General features: G+C 74.2%; 10 protein-coding genes. 3 read left to right on the forward strand and 7 right to left on the reverse strand.

The annotated features are described in order from the left end of the window. Nucleotides 1-434: 434 nt before the first annotated feature. Nucleotides 435-1,631: a type VII secretion-associated serine protease mycosin gene (gene mycP / locus ACWCQ6_RS09975; RefSeq protein ID WP_451087312.1), complete on the reverse strand. Its 1,197-nt coding sequence runs from the start codon at nt 1,629-1,631 to the stop codon at nt 435-437. Further along, nucleotides 1,628-2,512, reverse strand: coding sequence for a hypothetical protein (locus ACWCQ6_RS09980; protein WP_451087334.1), 885 nt, complete (start codon nt 2,510-2,512; stop codon nt 1,628-1,630). Before ACWCQ6_RS09980 ends, mycP begins: the two co-directional genes overlap by 4 nt. Before the next feature lie 470 nt (nt 2,513-2,982). Between ACWCQ6_RS09980 and ACWCQ6_RS09985 the strand changes: the two genes are divergently transcribed. Next, complete coding sequence (locus ACWCQ6_RS09985) at nt 2,983-4,185, forward strand: amino acid deaminase/aldolase (protein WP_451087314.1); 1,203 nt, start codon at nt 2,983-2,985, stop codon at nt 4,183-4,185. Nucleotides 4,186-4,200: 15 nt separating this feature from the next. Here the strand turns inward: ACWCQ6_RS09985 and ACWCQ6_RS09990 are convergent, their stop codons facing one another. After that, nucleotides 4,201-5,136, reverse strand: coding sequence for a DUF2510 domain-containing protein (locus ACWCQ6_RS09990; protein WP_451087316.1), 936 nt, complete (start codon nt 5,134-5,136; stop codon nt 4,201-4,203). Between the two features lie 222 nt (nt 5,137-5,358). Here ACWCQ6_RS09990 and ACWCQ6_RS09995 point away from each other — a divergent pair, with 222 nt between their 5' ends. Beyond that, nucleotides 5,359-6,054 (forward strand): FadR/GntR family transcriptional regulator, encoded by a 696-nt coding sequence (locus ACWCQ6_RS09995; protein WP_451087336.1) that lies wholly within the window; start codon nt 5,359-5,361, stop codon nt 6,052-6,054. 80 nt (nt 6,055-6,134) lie between these two features. On the opposite strand, the gene ACWCQ6_RS10000 is transcribed toward ACWCQ6_RS09995, so the two are convergent. Together ACWCQ6_RS10000 and ACWCQ6_RS10005 are read right to left on the reverse strand one after the other, a co-directional pair. Continuing rightward, complete coding sequence (locus ACWCQ6_RS10000; RefSeq protein WP_451087318.1) at nt 6,135-7,091, reverse strand: aminoglycoside phosphotransferase family protein; 957 nt, start codon at nt 7,089-7,091, stop codon at nt 6,135-6,137. Nucleotides 7,092-7,153: 62 nt separating this feature from the next. Then, nucleotides 7,154-8,089, reverse strand: a complete 936-nt coding sequence (locus ACWCQ6_RS10005) for a LysR family transcriptional regulator (protein ID WP_451087320.1) — start codon at nt 8,087-8,089, stop codon at nt 7,154-7,156. Between the two features lie 70 nt (nt 8,090-8,159). Between ACWCQ6_RS10005 and ACWCQ6_RS10010 the strand changes: the two genes are divergently transcribed. Beyond that, nucleotides 8,160-9,311 carry a TDT family transporter gene (locus tag ACWCQ6_RS10010; protein ID WP_451087322.1) on the forward strand — a complete coding sequence of 384 codons (1,152 nt, stop codon included), beginning with the start codon at nt 8,160-8,162 and terminating at the stop codon, nt 9,309-9,311. On the opposite strand, the gene ACWCQ6_RS10015 is transcribed toward ACWCQ6_RS10010, so the two are convergent. Together ACWCQ6_RS10015 and ACWCQ6_RS10020 are read right to left on the reverse strand one after the other, a co-directional pair. Then, entirely contained in the window at nt 9,250-9,954 is a 705-nt protein-coding gene (locus ACWCQ6_RS10015; RefSeq protein ID WP_451087324.1) for a helical backbone metal receptor, read from the reverse strand. The genes ACWCQ6_RS10010 and ACWCQ6_RS10015 overlap by 62 nt on opposite strands. A 12-nt stretch (nt 9,955-9,966) precedes the next feature. Next, nucleotides 9,967-10,512 carry a helix-turn-helix domain-containing protein gene (locus ACWCQ6_RS10020; protein ID WP_451087326.1) on the reverse strand — a complete coding sequence of 182 codons (546 nt, stop codon included), beginning with the start codon at nt 10,510-10,512 and terminating at the stop codon, nt 9,967-9,969. Nucleotides 10,513-10,737: the final 225 nt, after the last annotated feature.

Consider the following 10,737-nt stretch of genomic DNA (forward strand, 5'->3'; position numbering starts at 1 on the left):
GGCCGGGTCCGTGGCGTCGGTCCCCGCGACGAGGGGTGAGGAGCGGCCGGTGGATCTCGACGCGGCACTGGCCGCGGCGGTGGAGCCGCTGCCGGCCGACGCGGGTGGGGCGAGGGTGTCGGCCGCCGTGCTGGACACCGGGAACGGGGCACGGGCGGTCTGCGGTGGCGGCTCGTATCCGACGGGCACCGGACGAAGGAGTCGGGAATCGCGCTGGCCGAGGCGGCGGCGAGGGCCGCGGTGGGGGTGCTGAGGGCTGCCCCGTAACCCCCGGGGGATCGGCGCGCGGCGTCGGATGCGGTGCATCGCACGGCGGAGGGACGTCCGCGGACCGGATGCGTGCGGACGTTCCGACAACGCGGCGGGGTGCCGTGGCCGTCGACGTGCGCCCGCCGGGGATGACGGGACAGCACCGCGGCGAGCGGGTGCGGCGTTCAGCCCCGTACGGCGGCCGGGCCGCGGCCCCTGCCGCGCCAGAGCACCACGGCCAGGGCCAGCAGCACCGCTCCGAGGCCGCCCGCGCCGACGGCCAGCCAGCCCGCGGGGCTGCTTTCGTGGCGCTCGGGGGTGGGGCCGGTGCCGAAGTACTGCTTCCGGTAGCCGGTCTCGGCGGATTCGGCGCGCAGGCCGGCGGGGCGGAGCGCGGCTGCGGCCTCGATCGCCGCCGCGGGGTCGACGATGCCGTGGCCCCGGGCGTCGTCGCGGCCGGACGCCGGGGCGCTGCTGGCGGTGTCCGTGAGGAGCTTCTTGATCTGGGCGGGGGTCAGTTCCGGGTGCGCGGCGCGGACCAGCGCGACCGCGCCCGAGACGAACGCGGCGGCGGCGGAGGTTCCCCACTCCACGTAGTACTGGTGGTCGGGCGCGGCGACGACGATGTCGACCCCGGGGGCACTGACGGTGGCGTACCAGCGGCGGGTGGAGAACGCGGCGTGGGTGCCGTACCGGTCGACGGCGGCGACCGCGATCACGCCGGGGTAGGCGGCAGGGTACGAGATGTGGTCACCCTTCTCGCCCCCGTTGCCGGCGGAGGCGACGACGACGGCGCCCTTCTTGAGCGCGTACTGGATGGCGGCGTCCTCGCCCGGTTCGGGATGCGCGGACTTGCTGTCGTCGCCGAGGGAGAGGTTGATGACGTCGGCGCCGTGGTCGGCGGCCCAGCGGATGCCGTCGGCGAGGGCCGTGCCGCGGGACTCCCGGGCCTTGGCGCGGGCCGGGTCGGAGGCTTCGAGGATGACTCGGACCGGGAGGATCTTCGCTTCGGGCGCGATGCCGAGCACTCCGTCGCTGCGCCCCACTCCGTGGCCGTGACCTGCGATGATTCCTGCCATGGCGGTGCCGTGCCGGGCCCAGGAGCGGTCGCCGCGACGGGCGCCGAAGCCGATCATGTCCTTGCCGGGCAGCACCTGACCGGCCAGGTCGGGAAGGCTGCCGTCGACCCCGGTGTCGACGACCGCGACGGTGATTCCACGGCCCTTGGTGGTCTGCCACGCCTTGGCGGTGTGGAGTGCCTGAAGGCCCCACTGCTGGTCCCGGATGGCGTCGGCCGTGGCCGACGGCGCGGGCAGGAGCGCGAACGCGGTGGCGGCGCAGACCGCGCCCAGGGCGCGGTGGCGGCGGCTGCGGCGGCTCATTCCGGCTTCTCCATGAGGTCGGTGACGGTGCGGCGCAGACCGCGCTCGATCCGGTCGGCGATGCCCTTGGCCTCGTGGCCGAGCCCGGCCTGGGCGGCGGCCGTCGTGGCGTTCACGGCCATGGCCCGGTCGGCGGGCTGCGGGTCGGTGACGGCGCGCCCGTCGGCGAAGCCGGACACGGCGAACACGACGACGGGCACCTCGGTCAGTACATGGACCGTCCAGCTGGCGCGCTGCCGGTCGCCGAATCCGGCGGCGGCCGTGCCCTTGACCGGGTAGGTGCGGGGCATCAGGTCGGTGCGCCGGCCGAGGTGCTGGCCGGTGAAGCGACTGCTCAGTGCCTTCATCGCCGCGGCGTCGCCCTCGGTGAAGATCACCCCGACCGTGGTGACGCTGCTGCTGGTGGCGTCCGCGTAGGTGGCGCGGAGCAGGCGCTCGCAGCCGACCGGGCCGAGCGTCCTGGCCAGCAGCGGGTCCAGGGCCGCCCGGCAGCCGCCGTCCGGGGCGACGGCGATCCGGGTCCAGATCCGGTCGGCGCCGCCGGGCCCCGCTCCGTCGCCCTTCAGCGTGCGGGGGAAGAGGGTGTCCACGGGGACGCTGTGCCAGGCGGAGCGGCCCACGGTGTAGGCGCTGCGGGCGGCAGCGTCGGCCGAGGAGTCGCTGGTGAGCCACGCGCCGGTGGCCGCGCCGCCGATCAGTCCGAGCCCTAGCACGACACAGACCGCCGCCGTCGCGGTTCTGGCGGGGTGGCGGGTACGGATCGGGCGCAGCCGGGTGGTGGTCTCGGCGGGTGTCTCGGGGCGGGGGCCCTGGTACGGGTGCGGGACCTGGGCCTGCCCGGCCGGTGGCGGGGCGGCTCCCGGGCGCGGGGTGAGGTCCACGGCGCCGACGGGCCGCCGGCGGGTCGCCGCGGGTGGCTGCTCGGGGCGCGACGGGGCGGGAAGCTGAGTGGTGGGAGGCACAGTGGCGGCGGGCGCGGGGGCCGGGGGCACGGGGCGGAGCCGGGCCGTGGTCTCCACGGGCGGAGCGGCTGCCGGGGGCGGCGGTGTGTCCGGGCGTGTCGGAGCGGGTGCGCCCGCGGAGACCGCCGCCGGGTCCTGCGCCGGGGGCGGTGGTGGCGGGGTCGTGGGGCGGGGCGGGACGGGAGCGCGCTGCGCCTCGGTACTCATCCGCCCCCCTGGTCCCATTCCGTACCGTGCGCGGATCGACTTCACAGGCAGGCCCGTTGGTTGCCGCGTCCCGTCACTCTACGGGGTGGGACGCCCCCGGCGGGAGCCAGCCGTCCCGCCCTGGACGATCTGCGCAGATCATCCCCCTACCCAGCGGTACGGACGTCTGGCAAGCTGCGGCCATGACTGCCCGTGCCGCTGACCGGACCCGTTACAACCGTGCCACCGCCCATCTGGACGCCCCGATCGCCATAGTCGATCTCGACGCCTTCGACGCCAATGCCGACGATCTCGTCCGCCGCGCGGCCGGGAAGCCGGTCCGGGTGGCGAGCAAGTCGGTGCGCTGCCGGGCACTGTTGGAGCGGGTGCTCGCGCGGCCCGGCTTCGCCGGGATCATGTCGTTCACGCTGGCGGAGTCGCTGTGGCTGGCGCGGGCCGGGTTCGAGGACGTGCTGCTGGCCTATCCGACGGCCGACCGGGCCGCCCTCGCGGAGCTGGCAGCCGATCCGGAGCTGGCCGCCGCGGTGACGGTGATGGTCGACGACCACGCCCAGCTGGAGCTGATCGACGCGGCGCGGGCGGGTGGCCGCGAGGAGATCCGGGTCTGCCTGGAGCTGGACACCTCGTTCCAGCTGCTCGGCGGCCGGGTCCGGGTCGGCGCCCTGCGTTCCCCGCTGCGCTCCCCCGCCCAACTGGCGGAGCTGGCACGCTCGGTGGCCCGGCGGCCGGGTTTCCGGCTGGTGGGCCTGATGGCGTACGAGGGTCATGTCGCCGGAGTCGGGGACGCGGTCGCGGGCCGGCCGCTGCGCTCCCGGGCGGTCCGGCTGATGCAGTCCGCGGCCCGTCGGGAACTGGCCGTGCGACGGGCCGAGGTGGTGCGCGCGGTACGGGCGGTGGCACCGGACCTGGAGTTCGTGAACGGCGGCGGCACGGGCAGTGTGCAGCACACGGCCGCAGAGCGCGCGGTGACCGAGGTCGCGGCCGGGTCGGGGCTCTACGTACCGAGGCTGTTCGACAACTACACGTCGTTCACGGCCCGTCCGGCGGCGTTGTTCGCCCATCCCGTGGTGCGCCGGCCGGGTGTGGGAGTGGTGACGGTCCTCGGTGGCGGCTATCCGGCGTCGGGCCCCGCGGGTGCGGACCGGCTGCCCGTCCCGTATCTGCCTCAGGGGCTGCGCTACGACCCGCAGGAGGGGCCGGGCGAGGTGCAGACCCCGCTGCTCGGCGCCCCGGCCGACGATCTGCTGATCGGCGACAAAGTGTGGTTCCGGCACGCGAAGGCCGGTGAACTGTGCGAGCGCTTCGACGAGTTGCAGCTGATCGAGGGCGACCGGGTGACAGCGACCGTGCCGACGTACCGGGGCGAGGGCCGTACGTTCCTCTGAGCGGGGCGGCCCGGGTCAGGGCGCGATCGAGCTGCCGGCGCCACCGCTCGTCGCGCTGTCGCCGATCGGCCGGATGCCCTTGGTGATGGTGTCCATGAGCGAGAGCGGCGGCCCGTCGGGGCCCGCGTCGAAGGCGTAGCGCACGATGATCAGCGCTTCGCTGCCGATCGTGGACGGGAAGACGAGGGACTGCACGTAACCACCGGGCCCCTTGGCCGTGTTGACGCGCCAGCGCACCTGGTGGCCGACGCGTCCGGCGACACTCACGGACCCGGAGTCGAGCTGCTCGTGGGAGGTGATGCCGCCGTGGATCCGGTCGCCGACGATGTTCTTCTCGTAGGCGCTGTCGGCGGCGGCGGTGATGTCCCGCTTGGCGAGCTCCTCGGGGGAGGTGACGTCCGTGGCGCTCGCGATGCGGCTGGTGACCGTGGCGTGGTAGCAGAAGCCGGAGGAGCTGCCGGGGCAGTCGTAGGAGTCGACGGTGCGCATGGTGAGGACCTTGTCGACGGTCCTGTCGGGTTTCTCCCAGCCGTCGGGGATCGGCAGTGTGATGCCGTTGAGCTGGTCGACGAGGACCTTCGGGTCGCCCTCGGCCGGTGGGTCGCCGGGCGACGGGGTGGCCGTCGCGGTGGCGGTGGCCGGGGGTGCGGAGCTGCTCGGGACAGCCTCGGGCCGCGTACCGCCGTCGTTCCTGCCCAGCAGGACGGCTCCGGTGACGGCGGCGCCGACGACGATCAGGCCGGCCACGGCGAGCGCGACGATCCTGGTGCCGCCCCCGCCGGCGGTGGTGCCGTCACCGGTTGCGGCGGCGGCCGGCTCGGGCGGGCCGAAGCCCTGGGGTGCCGGGGCGGCCGGGCGGGTGTGCGCGGTCCACGCCGTGCCGTCCCACCAGCGCTCCGTGCCCGGTGCCGCGGCGTCCGGGTACCAGCCGGGCGGTGTCGCGTTGCTCATTGCCTCACTCTAGGGTTCGTTCACCGGCCCGGACCCGGCAATTGACGGTCTGCCCGGATCGTCCGCGGAGGGTGCCCGGTCCGCCGGGGGAGGCTCCGCACCGGGCCGGCCGCAAGACTTAAGGTCGTCCCATCAGGTGTGGACGTCAACCGTTGTTGGCCGACCAGTGACCGGGAAGGGGAACGGGGCGTGGCCGGGGAGAGCGAGTTCATCGACCGCCTGATGCCCGTGCTGCGGCCGGTCCGGGCGGGGAACGGCTTCGAGGAGGCACTGGAGCAGATCCTTCAGGTGATCAGGCTCGGGCTGGTGCCGGGCGGCGGGCGGCTGCCGGCCGAGCGCGACCTTGCCGAACTGCTGGGGATCAGCCGGGTCACCCTGCGCGAGGTACTGAAAGTCCTGCAGGACCAGGGCCTGGTGGAGAGCAGGCGCGGCCGGTACGGCGGCACGTTCGTGCTGCTGCGCACCGACAGCCCAGGCGAGGACGAACTGCGCCGGAGGGTGGCATCCGTCGACATCGAGGACGTGCTGCGCTTCCGCGAGGTGCTGGAGGCCGGGGCTGCCGAGCTGTGCGCCGTGCAGGGGCTCGACGGCGAGGGCGCGGACCGGCTGCGCGCGGCCCTGACGGCGACTCACGAGGCGCCGCTGCAGGACTACCGCAGACGCGACACCCTGTTCCATCTGACCCTGGCCGAACTCTCCGGGTCCGCCTCGCTCACCACGCAGTACGCGGCCGTCCGAGCCGGCCTGAACGACCTGCTGGACTGCATACCCCTGCTCGTACGGAACCTGGAGCATTCGCAGCACCAGCACACCAGCCTCGTCGAGGCGGTCCTCGACGGTGACGGGGAGGCCGCGCGCGCGGTGATGCGCGAGCACTGCGCCGGTACGGCCGCGCTGCTGCGCGGTTTCCTGACCTGAGCCGGAAGCGCTCGGCCGGCCCCGGCGAGCACAAAGGTCCGCTCCGCCACCATTGGCGCCTTGTGTCCGCGGCGGTTGCCTCAGGGAGCGCTGCGGCCGAGTCTCCCCCGCAGCCAGCGGAGCGCCGCCGCGCCCTGGGCGCCTTGGAAAGCCCGGAGCGTCGGCAGGCCGGGCGGGGCCGGCTTCAGCGAACTCGCTACGAAGTAGCCGGTCAGCGCGGTGAGTACGGCCGTGACTCCCGCCGGGTCGGCGTCCCGGCCCAGCGGATGGGTGGTGAAGACGGTCTCCGGGTCGGGGCCGCCCTGCGCCGCCACGCACGGCAGCATCGTCAGCAGGTCGAACCAGGGGGCGGCGCGCAGCGCGTGGGGCCAGTCGACGAAGACCACCCGCTCCTTTGTGAGCAGGATGTTGTCGGCCCGCAGGTCGCTGTGGGCGAGGCCGTCCCCGGTGGCGGGCTCCTCCCAGCCCGACTCCAGCTCCGCGAGCAGGCCGAGGTTGCGGGCCGCCCACGGGTCGAGCCGGCTCGTGTCCCCCTCGGCCGACAGGCTCCGCCAGCCGGTGAACATCCTGACCTTGCGGACAGCTGCGGCGGGCGCGTCGAACGGCGCCGGGGTCAGGGTGGTGCCCAGCTCAGCGACCGCCGCGAGGACCCGGTCCAGCTCGGCGGATTCCCAGGGGATGCGGGGCTGGCGGCCGTCGATGTCCTGGAGCACGAGCGCGACCAGGGTGCCGTCGTCGTACGAACCGAGCAGCCTGGGCGCGGGGGCACCGGGCGGGAGCGCTGCGGTGTGCCGGGCCTCGGCGCGGTGCAGGTCCGGGCTGCTGGGGTTCGTCTCGGCGCTCACCGCCTTGACGAAGGCGCGTCGCCCGTCCGTGAGCCGGACGCGGGCGGCAACCCCCGGCGAGAACCCGCCGCTCTGGCTGCGCGCCTCGACGACGCGGGCGCCGAGGATGTCCTCGACGGCACTGTGGACGGAAGCGGGGAGGTCGGCCCAGTGGTGGCGGACGCCGGTGGCGGGTGGAGCGATCACATCCATCCGCGCATCCTTCGCCACGGAGCCGGGCACCCGCCAGCGGTTTTGCCGGGGCGTACGGAATTTCAGGGACGCGCCTGGCCGTCCCGCGCGGTCAGTGACAGCAGGTCGCGGGCCGGTCCCGTCGGGCGGTGGCCGGAGGGCCAGACCGCACGCAGCTGGCGTCGCAGGCTTGCTCCGGCGACCGGGACCTTGACCAGGCGCCGCGAGGACAGCTCCTCGCCGAGCGCCAATTCGCTCAGGACGCACGGTCCGGCGCCGCTCTCCGCCGCTCCCTTCACCGCGGTCGTGGAGGAGAGTTCGAGCAGCGGCTGGGCGAGGCCGCCGTGCGCGGCGAGGGCGGCGTCCAGGACCTGGCGGGTGCCGGAGCCGCGCTCGCGCAGGATCAGCGGGGCCGCGGCCAGTTCCTGCGGGGTGAGGGGGGTGCGGCGGCGGGCCCAGGCGTGGGACGGGGCGACCACGACGACGAGGCGGTCATGTGCGATGACCGTGCCGTCGAGCCCCTCCGGCGCGGACAGGCCCTCCACGAATCCGAGGTCGGCCTCGCCGGCCAGCAGCCGTCCCGCGACCGCCGCCGAGTTCCCGGCGAGAAGCGAGACCGCCGTGTCCGGCCGTTCGGCGCGCAGCGCAATCAGCCAGCCGGGCAGCAGGTACTCGGCAATCGTCATGGATGCGGCGACCCGCAGCCTGGAGTCGCGCCGGTCGCGCAGCGCCTGCGTGCCCGCGTCGAACGCCTCGGCGGCCTCGACGATCCTGCGCGCCCAGTCGGTGACCAGCGCACCCGCGTCGGTGAGCCGGGAGCCGCGCGGTGTGCGGTCCAGCAGGGCCACGCCGAGCTGCCGTTCCATCGAGCGGATGCGGCTGCTGGCGGCGGGCTGGGTGACGCCGGTCTCCCGGGCCGCGCGTCCCAGGCTGCCGTGCCGGGCGACGGCGAGCAGAAGCTCCAGAGCCCCGAGATCGGGGACCCGGTGGGAGAGAGGGACATGCGCTTCGCCGGCCATAAAGCCACCTTATGACCTCATAGATGAGGACTCCCTGGTGGGGCCCGGCCCCCGCCGAGAAAATCGTGGCATGGCCATCTTTCCCCAAACCCAGCAATCCCAGGTTCCTCTCCCTGCCGCCGAACGGCTGCCTTCCCTGCGGTACCTCGGCCCCAACTGGTACGCCGCCGTCATGGGCACCTCGATCGTCGCGAGCGCGGGTGCCACGCTGCCCGTGCACATCCCGGGGCTGCGGGGCGCCTGCACGGTGGTGTGGGCGCTGGCGGCGGTGGCCCTCGTAGCGGTGCTGGTGGCCCGCACCGGGCACTGGATCGCCCATCGCGACCAGGCCCGCAGCCATCTGCTCGACCCGGCCGTGGCCCCGTTCTACGGCTGTCTGGCGATGGCCCTGCTGGCCGTCGGCGGCGCGACGATGGTGGTCGGTCAGGACGTCATCGGGCACACGGCCGCTCTCGCCGTGGACGTGGTGCTGTACACGGCGGGCACGCTGATCGGGCTGGCCGCCGCCGTCGCGATCCCGTACCTGATGGTCGTACGCCACCGGATCGATGCCGGCACCGCCTCGCCGGTGTGGCTGCTGCCGGTGGTGGCCCCGATGGTCTCCGCGGCTCTCGGCCCGCTGCTGGTGCCGGAGCTGCCTGCCGGTCAGTGGCAGGAAGCGATGCTGCTGGCCTGCTACGCGATGTTCGGCCTGAGTCTGCTGGCCACACTGGTGATGCTGCCGTTGATCTTCGCCCGGCTCGTCCACCAGGGGCCGCTGCCGCTCGCACTGACTCCCACGCTGTTCCTGGTCCTCGGCCCGCTGGGACAGTCGACGACCGCGGTCAATCAGCTCGCCGACGTGGCGCCGGGCGCGATCGGGGAACCGTACGCCTCGGGGTTCGGGGCCTTCGCCGTGCTCTACGGGGTGCCGGTGATGGGTTTCGCGCTGATGTGGCTGGCGCTGGCCGTCGCGCTGGTGGTGCGGGCCGCGCGGAACGGCATGACGTTCGCCATGACGTGGTGGGGCTTCACCTTCCCGGTCGGTACGTGTGTCACGGGCGCCACTGGTCTGGCCCGGCACACCGGTCTCACGGCCTTCACCTGGCTGGCCGTCGCACTGTACGTGCTGCTGGTGGCGGCCTGGGCGGTGGCCGGGGTGCGGACGCTGCGCGGGCTGTTCAGCGGAGCGCTGCTCGCAGCACCGCAGGCGCCCGCACCAGTGACGGCCCGTACCAAGTGAGGTACCGCCCGTCGACGAGCACGGCGGGCAGTGCGGGGAAGGCCTCGGGCCCGTCGTCGGCGGTGAAGCGGTACGGCTCGTCGGGCAGCACCACCAGGTCGGCGCCCGCCTCGTTGAGTGCGTCGAGCGGGATACGGGGATAGCGCTCGGCGTGATCCCCGTAGACGTTCTCGACGCCGAGCCTGGCCAGCAGATCCCCGGCGAAGGTGTTGCGGCCCAGGACCATCCAGGGCCTGCGCCAGACGGGCACCACCGCGCGGCGCGGGGCACGGGGCGGCGGGAGTGCGGACCAGGCGGCCTGGGCCTCGTCCAGCCAGCCCGGCCGGGACCGGCCGCAGGCGGCCAGGACGCGTTCGAGCTCCGCGAAGGCCTGGCCGAGGGTACGGACCTCGGTGACCAGCACCTCGACACCGGCGGTCCGGAGCTCCGCGAGGTCGGCCTCGCGGTTCTCCTCCTCGTTGGCCACGACGAGATCCGGCCGGAGCGCGAGCACCGCGGCCACGTCGGGATTCTTGGTCCCGCCGATCCGCGCGGCGGTCAGGCCGGCCGGGTGGGTGCACCAGTCGGTGACCCCGGCCAGCAGTCCGGGCGCGGTCACCGCGACGGCCTCGGTGAGCGAGGGGACCAGGGAGACGACTCGCACGGCGGCCCCCTTTCAGCGGCGCGGGTCGTAGGTGGCGTCGATGTGCTCGGCGACCGCGACGACCAGCAACCGCGTGCCGGGCATCGTGGCCCGCCAGCGGTGCCGCACCCCGCCGGACAGGAAGAGGGTGTCGCCCTGCTCCAGCCGGTACGCCTGCCCCTCGGCCTCCACTTCGGCGGCGCCCTGCGCCACGTACATCACCTCGTCGTTGCGGTGCTGGAACTCGCGCCCGAGGTCGAGTTCCCCGGTGAACTCCAGGGCGCTGAGCTGATGGCGTCCGCGTACGACCCTGCGTACCCCGTCGCTCTCGCCCGCGCGCACCACGTCGACGGCACGCGCCGAGTCCGCGGCGGCGCGCAGCCGTGCCGTGGTGGTCTCCAGGGCTTCGGCGACCCGGTCCAGGGACCGGGCGCTGGGTCTGGCCCGCTCGTTCTCGATCTGGCTGAGGAACGGTACGGACAGACCGCTGCGGTCGGCGACCGCGGCCAGTGTGAGTCCCAGGGTTCTGCGCCTTCGGCGGACCGCGGCGCCCACGCGGAGTGCTTCCTTCTCGTCCATGTCCGGCTCCCTCCCGACTCGTCATCCTTCCGGCTGCCAGCACATTACGCATACGGTTGCGCAAGGTCGGCCGGATGGTGAACGTCCGGAACCCGGAAGGGGTGGGCGAGGAGGGCGATCCCGGTGGGAGCCGGAACGCGAGATCATGGAGACCCGCAAGCTCTTCGGGCTCATGTTCCAGGACGGCGCCCTCTTCGGGTCGATGTCGCTCTTCGACAACATCGC

Source organism: Streptomyces sp. NPDC001880, from assembly GCF_053594575.1.

What these genes read in the sequence shown, in the direction of transcription:
- mycP (WP_451087312.1), bottom strand. Translation starts at nt 1,631, where the DNA reads ATGAGCCGCCGCAGCCGCCGCCACCGCGCCCTGGGCGCGGTCTGCGCC.
- ACWCQ6_RS09985 (WP_451087314.1), top strand. Translation starts at nt 2,983, where the DNA reads ATGACTGCCCGTGCCGCTGACCGGACCCGTTACAACCGTGCCACCGCC.
- ACWCQ6_RS09990 (WP_451087316.1), bottom strand. Translation starts at nt 5,136, where the DNA reads ATGAGCAACGCGACACCGCCCGGCTGGTACCCGGACGCCGCGGCACCG.
- ACWCQ6_RS09995 (WP_451087336.1), top strand. Translation starts at nt 5,359, where the DNA reads ATGCCCGTGCTGCGGCCGGTCCGGGCGGGGAACGGCTTCGAGGAGGCA.
- ACWCQ6_RS10000 (WP_451087318.1), bottom strand. Translation starts at nt 7,091, where the DNA reads ATGGATGTGATCGCTCCACCCGCCACCGGCGTCCGCCACCACTGGGCC.
- ACWCQ6_RS10005 (WP_451087320.1), bottom strand. Translation starts at nt 8,089, where the DNA reads ATGGCCGGCGAAGCGCATGTCCCTCTCTCCCACCGGGTCCCCGATCTC.
- ACWCQ6_RS10010 (WP_451087322.1), top strand. Translation starts at nt 8,160, where the DNA reads ATGGCCATCTTTCCCCAAACCCAGCAATCCCAGGTTCCTCTCCCTGCC.
- ACWCQ6_RS10020 (WP_451087326.1), bottom strand. Translation starts at nt 10,512, where the DNA reads ATGGACGAGAAGGAAGCACTCCGCGTGGGCGCCGCGGTCCGCCGAAGG.